This window comes from Streptomyces sp. NPDC048590 (assembly GCF_043199535.1).
In the GTDB taxonomy this organism is placed as follows: Bacteria; Actinomycetota; Actinomycetes; order Streptomycetales; family Streptomycetaceae; genus Streptomyces.
In genome coordinates this window covers 531,444-550,705 of sequence record NZ_JBICWC010000004.1, presented here as the reverse complement: position 1 = coordinate 550,705, position 19,262 = coordinate 531,444, and the positions used below count along the sequence as shown (strand labels likewise).

The 19,262-nt window shown below is 70.9% G+C and carries 15 protein-coding genes; 11 read left to right on the top strand and 4 right to left on the bottom strand.

The window, feature by feature from the left end; genetic code table 11:
- Positions 1-56: 56 nt before the first annotated feature.
- From ACGFNN_RS14770 to ACGFNN_RS14745, 6 genes are all read left to right on the top strand, one after another.
- Positions 57-722 carry an RNA polymerase sigma factor gene (locus ACGFNN_RS14770; RefSeq protein WP_393555854.1) on the top strand — a complete coding sequence of 222 codons (666 nt, stop codon included), beginning with the start codon at positions 57-59 and terminating at the stop codon, positions 720-722.
- Entirely contained in the window at positions 715-1,650 is a 936-nt protein-coding gene (locus ACGFNN_RS14765) for a CU044_5270 family protein (RefSeq protein ID WP_393555852.1), read from the top strand. Before ACGFNN_RS14770 ends, ACGFNN_RS14765 begins: the two co-directional genes overlap by 8 nt.
- A 167-nt stretch (positions 1,651-1,817) precedes the next feature.
- On the top strand, positions 1,818-3,218 hold the full coding sequence (locus ACGFNN_RS14760) for a lipase family protein (RefSeq protein ID WP_393555850.1): 1,401 nt from the start codon (positions 1,818-1,820) through the stop codon (positions 3,216-3,218).
- 176 nt (positions 3,219-3,394) lie between these two features.
- Positions 3,395-4,084, top strand: coding sequence for a copper homeostasis protein CutC (locus ACGFNN_RS14755; RefSeq protein ID WP_393555849.1), 690 nt, complete (start codon positions 3,395-3,397; stop codon positions 4,082-4,084).
- A 160-nt stretch (positions 4,085-4,244) separates the two neighbouring features.
- Positions 4,245-6,608: an MMPL family transporter gene (locus ACGFNN_RS14750; RefSeq protein ID WP_393555847.1), complete on the top strand. Its 2,364-nt coding sequence runs from the start codon at positions 4,245-4,247 to the stop codon at positions 6,606-6,608.
- Positions 6,609-6,637: 29 nt separating this feature from the next.
- Positions 6,638-7,303 carry a GPP34 family phosphoprotein gene (locus ACGFNN_RS14745; RefSeq protein ID WP_393556242.1) on the top strand — a complete coding sequence of 222 codons (666 nt, stop codon included), beginning with the start codon at positions 6,638-6,640 and terminating at the stop codon, positions 7,301-7,303.
- 39 nt (positions 7,304-7,342) lie between these two features.
- On the opposite strand, the gene ACGFNN_RS14740 is transcribed toward ACGFNN_RS14745, so the two are convergent.
- Positions 7,343-9,403, bottom strand: a complete 2,061-nt coding sequence (locus ACGFNN_RS14740) for a HelD family protein (protein ID WP_393555845.1) — start codon at positions 9,401-9,403, stop codon at positions 7,343-7,345.
- Positions 9,404-9,814: 411 nt separating this feature from the next.
- Here ACGFNN_RS14740 and ACGFNN_RS14735 point away from each other — a divergent pair, with 411 nt between their 5' ends.
- Entirely contained in the window at positions 9,815-10,006 is a 192-nt protein-coding gene (locus ACGFNN_RS14735; protein ID WP_362541396.1) for a hypothetical protein, read from the top strand.
- Positions 10,007-10,026: 20 nt separating this feature from the next.
- On the opposite strand, the gene ACGFNN_RS14730 is transcribed toward ACGFNN_RS14735, so the two are convergent.
- Positions 10,027-11,670 (bottom strand): DNA repair helicase XPB, encoded by a 1,644-nt coding sequence (locus ACGFNN_RS14730; RefSeq protein WP_393555843.1) that lies wholly within the window; start codon positions 11,668-11,670, stop codon positions 10,027-10,029.
- 115 nt (positions 11,671-11,785) lie between these two features.
- Positions 11,786-12,676 carry a helix-turn-helix transcriptional regulator gene (locus tag ACGFNN_RS14725; RefSeq protein WP_393555841.1) on the bottom strand — a complete coding sequence of 297 codons (891 nt, stop codon included), beginning with the start codon at positions 12,674-12,676 and terminating at the stop codon, positions 11,786-11,788.
- A gap of 102 nt (positions 12,677-12,778) precedes the next feature.
- Between ACGFNN_RS14725 and ACGFNN_RS14720 the strand changes: the two genes are divergently transcribed.
- Positions 12,779-14,269, top strand: coding sequence for an MFS transporter (locus tag ACGFNN_RS14720; protein WP_393555839.1), 1,491 nt, complete (start codon positions 12,779-12,781; stop codon positions 14,267-14,269).
- Between the two features lie 28 nt (positions 14,270-14,297).
- Here the strand turns inward: ACGFNN_RS14720 and ACGFNN_RS14715 are convergent, their stop codons facing one another.
- A complete protein-coding gene (locus ACGFNN_RS14715; RefSeq protein ID WP_393555838.1) occupies positions 14,298-15,326 on the bottom strand; it encodes an endonuclease/exonuclease/phosphatase family protein in 1,029 nt (342 codons plus the stop codon).
- 608 nt (positions 15,327-15,934) lie between these two features.
- On the opposite strand from ACGFNN_RS14715, the gene ACGFNN_RS14710 reads away from it, so the two are divergent.
- From ACGFNN_RS14710 to ACGFNN_RS14700, 3 genes are read left to right on the top strand one after another with little or no spacing between them, the layout of a single operon-like run.
- Positions 15,935-18,151 (top strand): glycoside hydrolase domain-containing protein, encoded by a 2,217-nt coding sequence (locus ACGFNN_RS14710; protein ID WP_393555836.1) that lies wholly within the window; start codon positions 15,935-15,937, stop codon positions 18,149-18,151.
- Between the two features lie 53 nt (positions 18,152-18,204).
- Positions 18,205-18,483 (top strand): hypothetical protein, encoded by a 279-nt coding sequence (locus ACGFNN_RS14705; RefSeq protein ID WP_393555834.1) that lies wholly within the window; start codon positions 18,205-18,207, stop codon positions 18,481-18,483.
- A 13-nt stretch (positions 18,484-18,496) separates the two neighbouring features.
- Positions 18,497-19,198, top strand: coding sequence for a hypothetical protein (locus tag ACGFNN_RS14700; protein ID WP_393555832.1), 702 nt, complete (start codon positions 18,497-18,499; stop codon positions 19,196-19,198).
- Positions 19,199-19,262: the final 64 nt, after the last annotated feature.

Below are 19,262 nucleotides of genomic sequence, written 5' to 3'. Positions count from 1 at the left end.
AGGAGGTGACCGTGCCCGCCTCCCCGAGGGAAGCCAATGAGCCCGAGAGCCGACCAGTGACCGCCCCGCCGGGCGTCGAAGCGGCGCAAGCCCCCGCCCCCGCGGCCCCGGGGGAGAGCGCCGGCCGGGGCGAGTCCGACGCCTCGGTCGTGCGGCGCTCGCTGACGGACCCCGACGCCTTCGCCGCACTGTTCGACCGGTACGCCGACGACATCCACGGGTACGCCGCCAGGCGCCTCGGCACGGAGGCGGCCGACGACCTGATGGCCGAGACCTTCGTGATCGCCTTCCAGCGGCGGCGCGGCTACGACCTGTCCAAGCCGCACGCACGCCCCTGGCTCTACGGCATCGTCACCAATCTGGTCCGGGGGCACCGGCGCGCCGAGGCCCGCAGGCTGCGTGCGCTGGCGCGCGCCGCGCACGCCCCGCCCGGTGGCCAGGGAGAGGCGCTGGAGGACCGGGTCGCGGCCCGGGTGAGCGCCGAAGGCATCCGGGCCGAACTCGCGGGCGCCCTGGCCGCGTTGCCCGCCCGCTACCGGGACGTGCTGCTGGTGGTGGCCTGGGGGGATCTGGACTACGCCGAAGCCGCCGAGGCGCTCTCGGTGCCGGTGGGCACCGTGCGCTCCCGGCTGCACCGGGCGCGGAAGAAGCTCCGCGAGGCGCTCGGCGGTTCGGACCCCACCCGACTTCACGACGATTCCGAGGAGCCCGGCCATGGATGAACTCACCGCGCTGCGCGAGCTGGAGTCCGAGGTGCCCGCGCTCACCGAGGAGGCCCGGTCCGCGGCCCGCTCCCGGCTGACGGGAGCCGTCGCGAAGGAGCGCGGGAGGTCCCCGGTCCCGTCCCGGCGACTGGTGCTGCGGGCCGCCTTCACCGCGACCGCGGCGGCAGCCGCGGCTGGGGCGTACGTCGCCGCCACACGGGAGCCCGGCGACGGCGTGCGGCTGCACACGCTGTCCGCGGCGCAGGTGCTGCGCCGGGCTGCGGACCGGACGCGAGCCCAGGGGGCCGGTATCACGGTGCCGCGCGGCGATCAGTACCTCTACTCCAGGGAGGTCTACACGCGGACCATGCTCGGGAGTGGGAAGCGCACGACGCACACGGACGAGTTCTGGATCTCCGAGGACGGCTCCCGGACCTCGCGGTACCTGTACGACGGGCGGATCAAGGACGAGCCCCCGTTGACGAAGCACGAGGTGGCGTGGCCGCCGACCCGGTACGCGAAGCTGATGGAACTGCCGACCGACCCGGACGGTCTGCTGAAGGCCTTGGGGCACGCCGAGTTCCGCACGGAGGACGGTGCGCAGAGTGCCTACTTCGACCTCCTGATGCTGATGCGCGGCCCGCGGGTGATGCCGCCCGGGCTGCAGGCCGCCGCGTTCGAGGCCTTCGCGAAGCTGCCCGGCATCGTGATCCAGGACAGCGAGGTGGACGCGCTGGGGCGGCACGGGATCGGGGTCTCGCACCGCCGAGAATCGATCGGTCTCGTCTTCGAACGAGGTACGTACGCCTATCTGGGGCTGCGTCTGGAGGGCGTGAGAGGGGCGCGAACGGTCGGAAAGGAGCTGCGGGGCGGCGAGAAGTACCTGGAGGTCAGGGGGCTCGTGGCGTCCGGGGTCGTGGACGAGATCGGTCAGCGGCCCCGGTAGACGGCGGCGGGGGCGGGCCCGGTCGGGGGGCCGGGCCCGCCCCCTCCGCACGCTGTTCCCGGCGGCCCAGCACGTTACCGAAGCGTAACTTACCGACGAGTTACTTCAGGTAACCCCTCGGTGCTAGCTTGCGACCACCTTCATCGGAGCAGAGCGAGGAGTGAGCCGTGAGTCCGCGCAAGACCACCCGTTCGAGCTCGACCGTGAACACCCCCCACCTCGTGGAACCCCGCCGGCCGGGACGCCGTGCGGGGCGCCTGCTGGCCGCCTCCGTCGCCGCTGCGGCCTGCCTGGGCGCGGTGGCGGAGCCCGCCTCGGCAGCCGGATCGGAGCCGGTGGTGTCCCGGGGGGTCACCATCCCCGCCTTCTACAACCCGCCGGCGCAGCTGCCCTCCGCCGACGGGTCCCTCGTACGCACGGAGCCGCTGCCCCTCGGGCTGAGCCTTCCCGGGCTCGACGGGCGGCAGATGCCCGGCACGGCCACCCGGCTGATGTACAAGTCCACCGATGCCAACGGGGCTCCCGTCGCCGTCACGGGTGCGTACATCGAGCCGTCGGCCGCCTGGAAGGGCGGCGGTGAACGCCCGTTGGTCGCGCTCGCCTCGGGGACGATGGGCCAGGGTGACCAGTGCGCCCCCTCGCTGTCCCTCCAGCACCCGCTGACCATCGGCGAGGGCACGGTCTCCATCGGCTACGACAACATCGCGGTCTACCGCTTCCTCGCCGCCGGAGCCGCCGTCGTCGTCACCGACTACGCGGGCCTCGGCACCACCGACCGGCTCCACACCTACGTCAACCGCCTCGACGAGGGGCACGCCCTCCTGGACGCGGCCCGCGCCGCCCGCTCGGTCGAGGGCGCGTCCGTCACCGCCACCTCGCGGGTCGGCCTCTACGGCTACAGCCAGGGCGGCGGCGCCAGCGCGTCGGCCGCCGAACTCCAGTCCTCGTACGCCCCCGACGTCAACCTGGTGGGCACCTACGCCGGAGCCCCGCCCGCCGATCTGACCGAGGTCATGAAGGGCATCGACGGCAGCGCCCTGGCCGGTGCGCTGGGCTGGTCGATCAACGGCTTCGCCCAGACCGACCCGGAGCTGAAGGCCATCGTCGACGCCCGTACCAACGACACCGGCAAGGCCGCCCTCAAGGGCACCTCCACCATGTGCGTCGGCGACGCGATACTCGGTTACGGCTTCGCGAACAGCAAGAAGTGGACGAACGACGGCAGTTCGCTCGCCGACATCATCGCGGCCGAGCCCAAGCTCCAGGCGATCCTCGCGAAGCAGCGCATCGGCAACCTCAAGCCGGCCGCGCCGGTGCGGCTGGTGACCGGCGTGCAGGACGACATCGTCGGGCACGCGCAGGCCCGCCAGCTCGCGGTCGACTGGTGCCGCAAGGGCGGCAACGTGACCTACGAGCCCGTCCGGCTGCCCAACCTGGGCGACAAGATCCTCACCAACCACCTCGCCCCCCTCCTCACCGACCAGGGCAGTGCCATCTCCTGGATGAAGGACCGGCTCTCCGGCAAGAAGGCCGTCTCCAACTGCTGGTCGATGCCGCTCCAGCCCTGACGCCCATCCCTTCGTGACCCCCGAGGCCGCGGCACGTCCCTCCCGGGACGCGCCGCGGCCTCGCGCATCCGCCCGTACGCGTTCGCGTGGGAGGCTGCGTCGCGGGTGGCCGACCCGTAGTCTGGTTATTGGACTAGACCTGTAGGTCCGTAGCCGCTCCGAGGGAATGGAACACCATGAGCAACCGTGCAGTCCTGGAGGTGATCGCTCTCGACGCGGAGGACGCGGTCGCGGCGCAGGCAGGCGGTGCGGACCGCCTCGAACTGGTCACCGACATGGCGGCCGACGGCCTGACGCCCCCGCTGGCGGTCTTCGAGGAGATCCGCGACGCCGTAGACATCCCGCTCCGGGTCATGATCAGGGTGGCGGACGGGTTCGCCGCCGGTGACGTCGACGTACTGGTGGAGAAGGTCCGGACACTGCGCGCCGCAGGGGCCGGGGAGTTCGTCCTGGGCTTCCTCGACGAGGGAGGCCACGCCGACCTGGTGGCCGTCGAACGGCTCGTCGCGGAGTTCGAGGGCTGCCCGTGGACCTTCCACCGCGCCATCGACCGGGCATCCGACCGTGACGTCCTGCGCAAGCACCTCGCCGACCTGCCGGGGCTCGACACCTACCTCACGGCGGGCTCCCCGGACGGCGTCGACGCGGGCCTGGAGACGCTGATCGCCGAGGCATCGCGCTCGGACCAGCCGGGATACGAGCCGCGGATCATGGTCGGCGGCGGTCTGCGCCTGGAACACCTGCCGCGCCTGCTCGCGGCCGGGGTCGACGCCTTCCACATCGGAGGCGCCGCCAGGCCGGGCGGCTGGAGCGGCCCGGTGGACGCGGCGGCGGTACGGGAGTGGCGCGAGGCCCTCGACGCCTGAGGGCGGTCAGCGGGGCGGGCGCCGGGCGGGGCGCCCGGCCGGGTGCGGCGGTGACAGTGGGAGGGTGCTTCACCCGTTCCACCGCTCCGGCGTGCCCCGGTGGCGGGTCCGGCCTTGAATGCGGAGTGTCCCAGGCCTCCGTTCGAGCCCCGGAGTTCCCATGTCACGTCTGCGGCCACCCGGCGACCAAGGTACGGCCGCGCGACGGGCAGGGACCCTGCACCGGACCGGGGCGTGGTGCGCGCGTCACTTCGTGACCGTCCTGGTGCTGTGGCTGGCCGCGCTCGCCGCACTCCAGGTCCTGCACCACGCCTACGGTGGCGACTACTCCGACAACTTCTCCATCTCCGGCACCCAGTCGCAGGACGGCCTGGACGTGCTGAAGGCACACGCCCCCTCGGCCGGCGGCTACAGCAGCCAGGTGGTGGTGCACGACGGGGACAAGTCGCTCAGCGGGCTGAGCAGCCAGATGTCCACCACCGTGGCGGACCTCCAGAAGCTGCCCGACGTGCTGTCCGTCCAGAACCCGCTCACGGCACAGAGCGGCAGCGGCGGCGGGCAGAACGTGGGGCCGCTGTCCACCGACGGCCGGACGGCCTACATCACCGTCCGGTTCAGCGTGCAGCCCTCCACCCTCGGCGCCGGTTACCTCGACGGCGTGGACTCGGCGGTGAAGCCGCTGCGCTCGGCGGGCGCCGAGGTCGAGTACGGTGGCCCGCTCGGCGAGCTCGCCCGGCCCCCGGCGAACGACCGGGTCAGCGAGGCCATCGGCTTCGGGGTCGCCGTCGTGGTGCTGCTGGTCGGCTTCGGCAGTCTGCTGGCGGCCGTGCTGCCGCTGGTCACCGCGCTGATCTGCGTCGTCTGCGGCCTCGCCCTGCTCGGGCTGCTGGCGGCCGCGACGACCTTCGCCACCGTGTCCCCGACCCTGGCCACGATGATCGGCCTCGGTGTCGGCATCGACTACGCGCTCTTCCTGGTCACCCGGCACCGGCAGAACCTCATGGACGGCCGCGATCCGGTGGCCGCGGCCGGAGCCGCCACGGCCACCAGCGGAAGGGCGGTGCTGCTGTCCGGGTGCACGGTGATCATCGCGCTGTGCGGGCTCTGGGTCTCCGGCATCGGCTTCATCGGCAAGCTGGGACTGGCCGCGGCGGTCACCGTGGTCACGGCCGTGCTCGGCGCCCTCACCCTGGTGCCGGCCGTGCTCGGGCTGATCGGGCGGCACATCGACCGGATCCACGTCCGCAGGCCGATCGCCGAGGTCGAGGCCGCCGGACCGGCCCCGGACGCGGGGGCGGGCAGGGCGGAGGGTGAGGGGCAGGGGGCCGGTGCGCGGAGCACCCGGAAGGACGGCCACGAGTCGGCCGGTGACGGCCGGGAGACCGGGCAGGGAACCTGGCACCGGTACGCGCGCCGGGTGGAGCGCAGGCCGTGGTGGTTCCTCACCGGTGGCGTCGTCGCGCTGGCCGTCCTCGCCTTCCCGCTGCTCTTCATCCAGCTGGGGCACATCGGGGACGGCGCCGACCCCAGGTCCTTCACCGACCGGCGGGCGTACGACCTCATGTCCTCGGCGTTCGGCCCCGGCTCGAACGGTCCGCTGACCCTCGTGATCGACCAGACCGAGGTCCCGCAGAGCGACCGGTCGGATCTGGAGAACCAGGCGAAGCAGGCACTGGCCAAGGTGCCGGACGCCGCCGTGATCACACCGCTGACCGCGACCTCGGACGGGGACGTCCTCACCGCCACCGCGTACTCCGTCGCCGCGCCCCAGGACGAACGGACCACGGACCTGGTCAACCACCTGAAGGACGACGTGCTGCCCGACGCCGTCTCCGGCACCGCGGCGAAGGGCTACGTCACCGGGACGACGGCCGCCCAGGTCGACTTCCTGGACATCGTCTCCAGCCGGCTCCCGCTCATCATCGCCGTGGTCGTCGGGCTCGCCTTCCTCGTCATCCTGGCGGTGTTCCGCGGGGTCCTCGTCGCGCTCAAGGCGGCCGTGCTCAACGTGCTGTCGATCGCCGCCTCGTACGGGGTGGTCGTCGCCGTCTTCCAGTGGGGCTGGGGCGGCCCCGCGCTCGGCGTCTCGGGGGACGTGCCGATCGAGAGCTACGTCCCGATGATGATGTTCGCCATCGTCTTCGGCCTCAGCATGGACTACGAGATCTTCCTGCTGTCCCGCATCCACGAGGCGTGGACGGCCACCCGGGACCCCAGAGGCAGCGTCGCGCACGCCCTGGAGATCACCGCCAGGGTCATCACCTGCGCCGCGCTGATCATGGTCAGCGTCTTCGCGGCCTTCATCATCAGCGACAACATCGTCGTCAAGATGCTGGGCCTGGGCCTCGCCGTCAGCGTGCTCATCGACGCCACCGTGGTCCGGCTGCTGCTGGTGCCCGCCGTGATGACCCTGCTGGGCCGCGCCGCCTGGTGGACCCCCCGGTGGCTGGACCGGATCCTGCCGCACCTCGACCCGGAGGGGCCGGAGGGCCGGGAACCGTCCGCCGCGCCCGTTCGTCACTGAAAGTAGGCGAACGAAGGGGGATCGTGACCGTGTCGGTGACGCTGGGCGAAGAGATCATGCTGCTGTCCCTGGACGACGAGTCCGGAGCGGCGAAGAACAGGCAGGCCGCCGGCTGGGCGGTCGCCGGCGGAATCGTGCTCGAACTCGTCCTGGCGGGACGCCTCTCGGTGGACGGAGGGCGGTTCACGGTGACGGACCGCACCCCCACCGGGACCGGTCTCCTGGACGAGCGGCTCGGGCTGATGGACGCCTGGGCGGCGAGGAAGTCCAAGCCGCCCAAGGTGACGGACTGGCTGACGAGGGACCACGACAAGGCGGTCGGCGCCACGATCGAGAGCCTGCGCGCACGCGGGCTGGTGCACGAGGAGCGGCAGAAGGTTCTTGGGCTCTTCCCGGTGCGCCGCTACCCCGAGGCCGACGGGGCTGCCGAGCGCGAGTTGCGCGAGCGCCTGGACTCGGTGGTGCTGCGCGGCGTGGACCCGGACGACCGGACGGCCGGTCTCATCGCCCTTGTACACGCAGCGAAGCTGCACGGTCTCGCCTTCCCCGGCCGTCCGGCACGCGAGGTGAAGCCGCGCATGGAGAAGATCGCGGACGGCCAGTGGGCCGGGGACGACGTCCGTAGGGCGATCCGCGACATGCAGGCCGCGATGGTCGCGGTCACCGTCGCCACCGCCGTGGTGGTCACGGGCTGAACCGTCCGGATCAGGCCGTGACCGACCCGGACGAAGGTCCTACGCGAGCTGTTCCGGCAGCGGGGCCGCGTGCAGCACCGTGAGGCCGGACACCGCACGGGTCAGCGCCACGTAGAGGCGGCGCAGGCCAGTGCGTTCGTCTGGTTCGCCGTCGACCACGGCCGCCGGCTCGTCGAGCACGACGTAGTCGTACTCCAAGCCCTTCGCGAGGGAGGCGGGGACCAGGGTCAGCCGGGAGTCAGCGGTCGTCTCCTCGCCGGGGGAGAGGACCGCGTGGCCCGCCGCCGCGAGGGCGTCGGCCAGGGCGGGGATGCGCGCGTCGGCGGCGATCAGGCCGATCGAGCCCTCGTGCCCGAGCGATTCCTCGCACGCCGCGACGACCGCCGCGTCCATCTCCTCGGCGGAGGCGACCTCGCGTACCGCCAGGGAGCCGGGCGTCTCACGGACGGACTCCACCGGGGCCAGGCCCGGCGAGATCGAAGGCAGCAGCCGCGAGGCGTACGCGATCACCTCGCGCGGCACACGGAAACCGGCCGTGAGCTCCTCCACGACCGCGTCCGCCTTGCCCAGGTGGAACAGTGCCTGCTCCCAGCTCTGCGTCGACCACGGTGTCGTGCCCTGCGCCAGGTCGCCGAGTACCGTCGCCGAACCCGTCGAGCAGCGGCGGCCCACCGCGCGGTACTGCATGGGGGAGAGGTCCTGCGCCTCGTCGATCACGACATGGCCCAGCGACTGGGTACGGGCGACCAGGTCGGAGGCCTCGTCGATCAGGACGGCGTCCGCAGCCGTCCACTTCGCCGACTTCACACTGCGGGCCGGCTTGACCATGAGGATCCGCTTCTGCTCGTCCTCCGTGAGGACATCACCGGCGTGCTCGGCCAGGAACTCCGCGTCCGTCAGCAGCCGCAGCACCAGCTTCGCCGGGTCCACCGCCGGCCAGATCGCCTTCACGGCGGCCTTGACCGCGGGATTGCGCGCCACCGAGTTCTGCACCCGGTCGTCAGGGGCCTCGCCGGCCTCCTCCATGCGTACGAGCACGGCGTGCGCGATGCGCTGCGGCAGCGCCTCGTGTGCCGCGCCGTACCGCATGTCGCGGGCCAGCAACTCGCCGACCATCTCCTCGACTTCGTACGCCGGAACCCGCCAGCGGCGGGAGCCGCGCACCACGACGACCGGCTCGGTGGGAGGGGTGACGTGCGAGCGGATCGCCCGCCGCAGGACGTCCGCCATCCGGGCGTCGCCCTTGATCACGGCCGCGGCCGCCTCGTCCGTGCCCCGTACCTCGACACGTGCCGCGACCAGATCCTCGACGGTGGCCTGCCGCACCTCCAGCTCGCCCAGTGCGGGCAGGACCTGCTCGATGTAGTGGAGGAAGGACCGGTTCGGGCCGACGACGAGGGTGCCGGTGCGGGCGAGACGCTCCCGGTGGGCGTACAGCAGGTACGCCACCCGGTGCAGGCCCACGGCCGTCTTACCGGTGCCGGGACCTCCCTGGACGCAGACCGTGCCGCCCAGCCCGCTGCGGACGATCTCGTCCTGCTCCGGCTGGATCGTCGCGACGATGTCACGCATGGGGCCCACACGGGGGCGTTCAATCTCCGCCTGGAGCAGCTTGCTGGTCTGCTCCTCCTCCGCCGCGTCGGTGAGGTGCTCGTCCTCGTACGCGGTCAGTTCGCCCCCGGTGTAGCCGAAGCGACGGCGTTGGCCGACGTCCAGGGGGTTGTTCCGGGAGGCCTGGTAGAAGGGCTGGGAGACCGGCGCGCGCCAGTCGATGACCATCGGGTCGCCGTGGGCGTCGTGGACGTGGCGGCGCCCGATGTAGAACCGCTCTCCTTCCGCCCCCTCCGCCTGCTCGCCGCCGACCACGTGCAGGTAGTCGAGGCGGCCGAAGAACAGCGGGGTGTGGGACAGGTCGGCGAGCGCCTTGATGCGGTCGTCGATCTGGGCCTGGAGGACCTCGGCGTTGACCCAGTTCGCGGTGACGTCGCGGATGTCGAGTGCCTGGACGTCCTCGCGCATGGCGCGCAGGGCGGCACGGGACGCGGCGAGGTGCGCCTGCTCCCTGACCAGGGGATTGCTTGACTCTTCGTGCGCGGGCACGGTGTTGCCTCCGGCTTTTCGACGCAGGACGGCGGACAGGGCTCACCGCCCTGCCCGCTCGGGGACTTTCACACACACGCGGATGCGCACACGCCGTGGCGCGTGCGGTTGTTGTGTCGGCCGGTTTCCGTCCGGTCGGCGGCGCTCCCCCGGCTGCCGGCCGCTCGGAGGCGGGCCGGTACCTCGGTGCGGGAGGCGGGCAGAGCGGAGATTGTATAGACCGGCGTCCCCCGACGCGAACGAATTACGGGCGGATCCCGGTACCCCCGCGCATCAGGGGCGCGCCCGGACCCGGGTACCGAGCCTCCCTCCCGTAGGGGAGGCATACGACTCCAGGCAGACCCGTGCCCCCGCACGCTTCGGTCCGCAGGCCGATTCCGGGGAACGGGCGGGCGGAGCACCATGGAACGTATGAGCACCGCAGTCACCAACCCGCGCAGGACCGGCCCCGCGCACGGCGCCACGGCGGCGACCGGTCACCCGAGGAACAACCGCATGGGGAACGCGGTACGCGCCGTATCGGTCTTCGCACGCACCGCGTTCGGTGTGGCCGTCCTCGGCGAGTACGCGGAGGAGGCGGGCCTGGTCCGCCGCCACCGCTGAACCCGCACCCGTCGTCCCCGTCAGCTCTCCGACAGCAGCTCGTCCGCGTCGACGATCCGGTACGCGTACCCCTGCTCGGCCAGGAACCGCTGGCGGTGGGCCGCGAAGTCCTGGTCGATGGTGTCGCGGGCGACGACCGAGTAGAAGCGGGCCTCGTGCCCGTCGGCCTTCGGCCGCAGCACCCGGCCGAGCCGCTGCGCCTCCTCCTGGCGCGATCCGAAGGTCCCCGACACCTGGATGGCGACCGTCGCCTCCGGAAGGTCGATCGAGAAGTTCGCGACCTTCGACACGACCAGTACGTTGATCTCGCCCTGCCGGAACGCGTCGAAGAGCTTCTCGCGCTGCGCGTTGCTGGTCTCGCCCTTGATCACCGGGGCGTCCAGGTGCTCACCGAGCTCGTCGAGCTGGTCGATGTACTGACCGATGACGAGGGTCTGCTCGCCCCGGTGCTTGCGCACCAGCGCCTCGGTGACCTTCCGCTTCGTCGCGGTCGTCGCGCAGAACCGGTACTTCTCCTCGGTCTCGGCCGTCGCGTAGGCGAGACGCTCGGAGTCCGTGAGGTTCACCCGGACCTCGACGCAGTCGGCGGGCGCGATGTAACCCTGCGCCTCGATCTCCTTCCACGGGGCGTCGAACCGCTTGGGGCCGATCAGCGAGAAGACGTCCGACTCGCGGCCGTCCTCACGCACCAGCGTCGCGGTGAGGCCCAGACGGCGGCGGGCCTGGAGGTCGGCGGTGAACTTGAAGACGGGCGCGGGCAGCAGGTGCACCTCGTCGTAGATCACGAGCCCCCAGTCGCGGGAGTCGAACAGCTCCAGGTGCGGGTAGATCCCCTTACGGCGAGTGGTCAGCACCTGGTACGTCGCGATGGTGACCGGCCGGATCTCCTTGCGCGTACCGCTGTACTCGCCGATCTCGTCCTCGGTCAGCGAGGTCCGCTTCACCAGCTCGTGCTTCCACTGCCGGGCGGAGACCGTGTTGGTCACGAGGATCAGCGTCGTCGCCTTCGCCTCGGCCATCGCACCGGCACCGACCAGGGTCTTGCCCGCGCCGCAGGGGAGCACGACGACACCCGAGCCGCCGTGCCAGAAACCGTCGACGGCCTGCCTCTGGTACGGGCGGAGCGCCCAGCCGTCCTGGTCGAGGTCGATCGGGTGCGCCTCGCCGTCGACGTACCCGGCGAGGTCCTCGGCCGGCCATCCCAGCTTCAGCAGCGTCTGCTTGATCTGCCCGCGCTCGGAGGGGTGCACGGCCACGGTGTCGGGGTCGATGCGGGCCCCGACGAGCGGCTGGACCTTCTTGGAGCGGAGGATCTCCTCCAGCACGGGCCGGTCGTTGCTGGTCAGCACCAGACCGTGGACCGGGTGCTTGGACAGGGTGAGGCGGCCGTACCGCGCCATCGTCTCCGCGATGTCGACGAGCAGGGCGTGCGGCACGGGGTAGCGCGAGTGCTCCACGAGCGCGTCGACGACCTGCTCGGCGTCATGGCCCGCGGCGCGCGCGTTCCACAGGCCGAGCGGGGTCACCCGGTAGGTGTGGATGTGCTCGGGGGCACGCTCCAGCTCAGCGAAGGGCGCGATCGCACGGCGGCAGGCCTCGGCCTGGTCGTGGTCGACCTCGAGGAGAAGTGTCTTGTCGCTCTGGACGATGAGAGGTCCGGACACGCGGCGCCCTTTCCGGCGTGGGGTGGCCGCCCGGGTGCGAACGGTCAAACGTCCAGTGTGCCGCATCCGGCGGAAATGGGAGGGCCAGGTCTTTCGCGGGCCGCGGCGGCGGGCCTCACGCCCCGGCGGCCGAACCGCCGGCGGAGTCGCTCCGGGCCGTCCAGGCCGGTGCGGCACCGACCAGCGAGTCGAGACGTTCCAGACGCTGGGCGGTGGTGTGGTCGAGGGGCGTCATGACGATGATCCGCTCGCCCCGCGCCCGGTCCAGCCACAGGCTCTGGAACTGGACGTCGAGGGAGCCGACGCGCGGTGACACGTAGCGGCGCTGCTGGGTGCGGTCACCCGCCACCTCGTACGACTCCCAGTGCCGCACGAAGTCCGGCGATTCCTGGCGCAGCCGGGCGATCAGCGCGTTCCACCGGGGGTCGTCGCGGTGTTCGGGCTGGCGGTTGCGGAGCCGCGCGGTGATCTCACGGAGGACGGTGTCCTCGTCGACCAGGCTGTTGCGCCAGCTCGGTTCGGTGAACATCAGCCAGGCACAGTTGCGTTCCTCGACCGGGTACGTGTCCAGATCCGCGAAGAGGTACCGGTAGGTGCGGTTGGCCGCGACCAGGTCGTAGCAGTCGGTCTGCACCGCGGCCGGGTACGGCAGAAGCTTGGCCAGGACGGCCGTGTGCTCGGGGCGCAGGTCCATCGGAGGCCCGGGCTCGGGGGCCGTGCCCCGGCCCGCGAGCACCATCAGGTGCCGGTGCTCGGCGGCGTCCAGCCGCAGGACGCGGGCCACCGCCTCCAGAACCTGGTCGGACGCGTTCCTGGCCCGGCCCTGTTCGAGCCAGGTGTACCAGGTGACCCCGACGCCTGCGAGCTGCGCGACCTCCTCCCGCCGCAGACCGGGTGTGCGGCGCCGGCCGCCCGCGGGCAGACCCACGTCACCGGGGGTCACACGGGCACGACGGGCGCGGAGGAAGGCGCCGAGGGCGCTGCGATCGGATGCCGAGGTGGTCACCGCCCCATTGTCGTGCCCCCGAATCGGCGGATCCAGGTGGTACCGGTACCCGTATCACCAGGCTCCTGGTACCAGGATGGTGACAGGAGCAGGGTCGCGGTCATGACCACGCAGCCCGTTCCCACCCGACGATCCGTCCCCCTCACGCGAACCGCTCCCGCCACGCACCCCGTGGCGCCGCGCCCGGCGCGTGCCCTCACCGGTGCGGGCCTCGCCGTCCTGCTCGTCGCCTACCTGCCCGTGAACATGACGTTCGGATCGGTCAACCTGCTCGAACCCGCGATCACCGAGGACCTCGGGGTGACCGCGTCGGGCGGGCAGCTCGTGCTGTCCGCCTACACCACGGCCTTCGCCGCGACCCTCGTCGTCGCTGGGCGGCTGGGCGACCGGTTCGGGCGGCGCCGGCTGCTCGCGGCCGGCGTCGGCGCGTTCGCTGTGGCATCCGTGCTCGCCGCGCTCGCCCCCGACCTGGTCACCCTCGTGGTGCTGCGCGCCGTACTCGGCCTAGCCGCAGGGCTGTTCACCCCGCAGGTCCTGTCCACCATCCAGTCCACGGCGCCCGAGAGGCTGCGGGCGCTGGGCGTCACCCTGTTCGCCGCGGTCAGCGGCATCGCGACCGTCACCGGGCAGCTGCTCGCGGGCGTCGTCGCCCAGGCCGCCGGCGACCACTGGGGCTGGCGGCTCGTCCAGATGCTCACCGGGGTGATCGGGGCGGCGGCGCTGCTCGCCCTGCGGACCGTGCCCGAGTCCCGTTCGACGGCACCGCTCGCGCTCGATCTGCGCGGGGCCGTGCTCCTCGGCGCCGGCCTGCTTCTCATCGTGGTGCCGTTGACGCTCGGCACCTCCGCGGGCGGCCCCGCCCCGGTGCTCGCGATGCTGGCCGCGGGTGGTGCGGTCCTCGCCCTCTTCGCCCGCTCGCAGCGCGCCGCCGAACGCCGCGGCGAACTGCCCGTCGTACCGCCGAGCCTGCTGCGCACCCCGGTCGTACGCCGGGGCCTGGTCATGACGTTGCTGTTCTTCACCGGCTACGGGGCCTTCCTGTACGAGTTCTCGGCGCTCTCCCAGGGCGCGTTCGGCGTGGACGCCTGGGGAGCGGTCGTGATGCTGCTCGGCTTCGGGGCGGCGTTCGTCGTCACCGCTCTGGCCCTGCCGGCCGTGGAACGCCGTACCGGGCGCTGGACGATGACGGGTGCGGCCGTCGGGCAGGCGGCGGTGCTCCTGGGCCTCGCGTTCACGGTGAACGGTGCGCACGGGGAGGCCCCGACGGCGGTGCAGCCGCTGCTGATCCTGCTCGGTGTCAGCCAGGCGCTGATGTACGGTCCGGTCCTCCGCACGGTCCTGTCCCGCACCCCGACCTGGGCGGCGGGTGTCGCCGGCGGACTCTTCACCACCCTTCAGCAGCTCGGCCTCGGCCTGGGCGTTGCGCTCCTGGGCGGCGTCTTCCACGCCGTGGCCACCGCTACGGCGGGCGGCCCCACCGCCGGACTCCCGCACGGCTTCGCGGTGGCCGTGGCCGTACAGGCACTCCTGGCGGTGGCGTTCGCCTTCCTGGCCACCCGCGTCGCCCGGGCCGGCGAGGGCGGCCGGAGGTGATGCGGGCGGCCCCGGCGGGCGCATCGTCTCAGTCGGCGTGCGCGTCAGCGGGTGGCAGTGCCAGCACCGCGACCACCGCCCGGTGGTCCGTACCGGGGACGGTTCGCTCGCCGACGGAGACCCCCACCAGGCCGGGGCCGTGCAGGACGTGGTCCAGCTGGATCAGCGGCGGTACGAGGGGACGGCCGACAGGCCAGGTGGGTGCCCATCCGCGGCCGAGTTCCGCATGGGAGTCGGTGAGGCCGGCCGCGAGCAGTTCCCGCATGGGGCCGTGGTCGAGGGAAGCGTTGAAGTCGCCCAGGAACACGGTGGCCGGGCCGCTGCGCCGGGCCATGGAGGTCAGGGCGGCCATGTCCCGTGTCCAGCGCTTCGGATCTCCGAGCGGGTAGTAGGTGTGGACTGCGACGAACCGCACCTTGTGACCGCCTACCGCGACCTCGGCGGTGGTCTGGGGCCAGGCGGTGTCGATGTCGGTCGAACCGCCTTGGGTCAGCGGGTGTCGTGAGTAGATCGAGGAGTCGTACTCGGGGTGGAGTTCCCGGTAGGGCATAAGGGCACCCAGGCCCGCTCCGGCCAGCGCGTCCACCCCCGCCGACGGCATCTGCTGCACGGCCAGCACGTCGATCCGCTCGGTGCGGACCAGTTCCACCAGCGCACGGGCATCGGCTCCGGCGCCCTCGGTGTTCAGGGTGGCGACCCGCAACTCGACCGCGCCCGCCGGCACGTGCTGACGATCGGATGTGAACCGCGGTGCCAGCAGCGACACATGGGCGACGACCACGGCCGCGACGACGGCCATGGCCCGCCAGGACCGCAGCGCGGGAACGGTGGCCAGTACCACCAGCACCAGCACGCCCAGAGCGGTCGAGCAGGGGAAGAGCGCCATGGGCATCGCCAGCGGCGTTCCCGCGTCGAGTCCGGCCAGCCGGACGACCAGCAGAACGGTGGGTACGGCAGCGAGGAGGCCGCAGCCCAGCAGTGCCCATGGCCGCCCGCGCAGGCCGGGCGGCCGCCGCCGCGACGAGTGGTACCGGACGTCTGCCGGCGTGCTTTTCATCGGTCCTCGCTCCGGAGTCGTGCCCGGCAGGGTATGCGTGATCGTTCACCGGTCCCGGACGGGGGACGTCCGCACCGGTGCGGATGGTTCCGGTCGCCGAGCCGCTGCCGGAAGCAAGTCCCGTTCCCGGAGTCCGCGAAGCCGTCGACGGGAACACACATCGGGGCGAGAACGGTGTGGACCTCGTGCAGCCGCACCCCCGGTCGGTTTCCGGACAGCGATATGCCGTGAGGACGGGAACAAGTCCGGCGAAACGCTCGGGAGAACGCCACCAATGCCCCTACCCGGCCTGTGGCACGGAGATCGAACCAGATGTCCGGTTCGATCGGCTGATTGCGGTTCCGGCCCCCGATGCCATCAGGTGCAGCTTTTCGGTGACTGCGCGCACGCGCGATGGTTGTGCTGCTTCGGATAACGATTGGGAACGGCTCGAACCCACAAGTCCCATTCATGGTCTGTTGAATGTTCTCGGACGCCCGTATCTACTGATCTCCGCTTCGGCGGAACTGATACTTCGGCGGTCATCGCTGGTCGCCGCCATCCCGGGGAAACCGGACCGGCACCCGTCCGGGCCTCGCGTCTCCGGGGACACAAAGCGAAAGGGCAAGATGGCTGACGACATGGTGCTCCGCGCCCAGAGGTTTATCAACACGACCTATGGAAACGGTGCGACACTCGGTATCTCCAAGCTTGCGGAGGACGGGAAGACCGGCTGGCCGGTCATGTACGCCCTCACCCGGGCGTTGCAGTACGAAATGGGCATCTCCTCGCTGTCGGACGCCTTCGGGCCGACGACTCTGGCGACCATCGGTTCCGAGTACGGCAAGCTGGACGACACGACCATCCCGTCGGCCAACTTCTGCCGGGTCATCCAGTCCGCCCTGTACTGCAAGGGCTACGACGGTGGCGAGATCGACGGCACCTACAACGACCGGGTCAAGGCGGCAGTCGCCGAACTGCACCGGAACATGGGAGTGGCCGAAACCTACCCGGGCAGCTCGCTGTGGCCGAAGACGGCCAAGGGCCTTTTCAACATGGACGCCTATACGACCGTCGGTGGTGGGTCGGACACCATCCGTGCGATCCAGCAGTGGCTAAATGGCCGGTATGTTCTGCGCAAGGACTTCTACATCATTCCTTGTGACGGATACCACTCCCGCGATGTCGCCAAATCGATGCTTTTCGCCATCCAGTACGAACTGGGCATGGCGGACGGCGTGGCGAACGGTGTGTTCGGACCTGGAACCCAGTCCGGCCTGAAATCCCACACCGTCTCGGTCTCCGCCAATGCGACGGGCGTGTGGGCGCAGCTCTTCACGGCGGCCATGGTCCTGAACAAGAACACGGTGCCCTTCGGGAATTTCACCGAAACGGTGCGCCAGGCCGTGGTCGCCTTCCAGTCCTTCTGCGGCCTTTCCACCACGGGGGCAGGAGACTTCTCCACCTGGGCGTCCCTGCTCGTCTCCTACGGGGACCAGTCCCGGAAGGGGACGGCCTGTGACGGCGTCACCAAGATCACTCCGGAGAAGGGCGCGGCGCTCAAGGCGGCCGGCTACGAATTCGTCGGCCGCTACCTCTACAACCCGTACCCCGACGGGGATCTCCCTGAGAAGCAGATCCAGCCGGGAGAGCTGTACAACATCAAGGAAGCCGGGCTGCGCTGCTACCCGATCTATCAGACGTGGAGTCGTTCCGCCGACTACTTCAGTACCGCCCAGGGCACCAGGGATGCCGTCGAGGCCATCAACTGGGCCCGTTTTCACGGGTTCAAGGCCGGCACCGTCATCTACTTCGCGGTCGACTACGACGCGATGGACGGTGAGGTCACCTCGTACGTGATCCCCCACTTCCGGGCCGTGACGCGCACCATCAGCGAGAACTCCGGTTACAACGTGGGCGTCTACGGTGCTCGCAACGTGTGTCAGCGCGTGGTCGACGCCGGATACGCGTCCGTGTGCATGGTCTCCGACATGTCCAGCGGCTTCTCCGGAAACCTCGGTTACCCGCTGCCCTCCAAGTGGTCCTTCGACCAGATATCCACCATCACGGTGGGTTCGGGCAGCGGTTCGATCGAGATCGACAACAACATCGCGTCGGGCCGGGACACCGGCCAGGGAGACTTCGCCGCTCCCATACCGTTCTACGGCATCGACACGGACCTGGACACGGACTCCTACCGTGCCTCCATGCTGACCGACGTGAAGAGCTATCTGAACTCGATCGGAGTCGCCGAGACCGGAGGGGACGGCTGGACGGACTCGGACTGGGCCACCCTGGGCGGGATCTCCACGACCGAGGCCTACGACGCGGTAGTCGACACGGACGCGCTCTTCACCTCGCTGGCCCGGACGCTGAAGATCCGAAAGGCTCTGATCCAGGCTCCGGTCATGTGGGAACTGCGCAAACTCAACCCCCTCGACTTCGTCTCCGACGCCGCCGTGCAGGCCGGGCAGATGGACGACTGCAGCACCGGCTGGGGACAGATCTTCGCCAAGACGGCCATCATGGCCCGCAATTACTGCATCGGCGAAGGCATCATCAACGGCACGGGCCTGGACTACGACGACAAGGACGACCTGAAGGCCGTGTGGGACAAACTCCACAACGACCAGGAGTACAACATCCGTTCCGTCGCCTACACCCTGATCTTCAACGCGGAACTCCTCGGCATTCCCCGCCCGGACCTCACCAGTGACGACCACATCGCCGAAGCCGTACTCGGCCGCTACAACGGCACAGGGCCGGACGCCGAGCAGTACGGAGCAGAACTGATGGGCCTGTACCGGGTCCTGGAGAACTACAACGCTCTCTCCCGGGCAGTGTGACGCGAGCAGGAGAGCGAGCCGGGGAGATGTCCAGAGGGTGGCCTGCGGCGCTGGTGCCGAACCTGCTTCTCGGAATTCCCGCAGTCGTCCCGTTCTGGCTGCTGTGGTACCTCGCGGCGATCTGGGTGTCAGGTCCGCCGGCCGAGGAGAACGACGGGACGGCGCCCGTGCTGGTGGTCGTCGTGACCGTCGTCGGCCTGTACGCCCTGCTGTGGTCGGCCGTCAACCGGCATCTGAGCCGACGAAGTCCGCTCACCGGGCGCACCTACTGGCTGCTCAGTGCACTGGGCACTCTCCTGCCGACTGCGGCACTCATCATCCTTTACCCGTGAAGGGACTCAAGAAATGAAGCGCGAAGAATCCGGGTTCTCCAGACGAGCTGTGCTGGCGCACGCGGGTGTCATCACCACCGCGGCAGCTGTCACTTCTCTGACCCCGAGCGTTGCGACAGCCGCGCCGGGGAAGGTGACGGCGGGAAAGCCGGTCGATCCGCCCACATCGGTGAACGGTTGGCCTCTGGTCGATGAGCCGAACCACGTCTCCTCGGTGTGGACCCGGCCCGTTCCCGGCACCGGACTGGACTTCGACGTCCGGATCGGCGACGCGGAAGCCATCCTGCTCCACGTCATCCGGCGTTTCCATTACGAGGTCGAGCAGCTCGGTCGTGCGGACCTGGTCGGCTGGCAGGCGATCCACAGCGTGAACGAGAAGCTGCCGGAATCGAATCTCTCCTCCGGTACGGCGGTGCGCATCCGCCCCGGTGCCGCCGCCGAGGGGGGCTTCTTCCCGCTCCAGGAGATCGTCCTGCGCGACATCCTCGCCGAGTGCGAGGGCATGGTTCGCTGGGGCGGTGACGACCTTCCGGTCGACGAGTCACTCTTCTACCTCGACCGAGGTCCGAGTGATCCGACAGTGCGTCAACTGGCGGCAAGGTTCCGCAAGGCGGAGGTCACTCCCGGGCTCGGCGCCGGCAGTGCCGTGAACGTGATGGCACAGCCCCGGCGGGAGCGCGCCGACCGCCTTGCCGCGGAGCAGCACAGGGGGTGAGTTCCCTTCAAGGCCGAGCGCAGCGAGAGCTTCTCGTTCCGCTCGGCCGGGGTGTCCCCTCGCC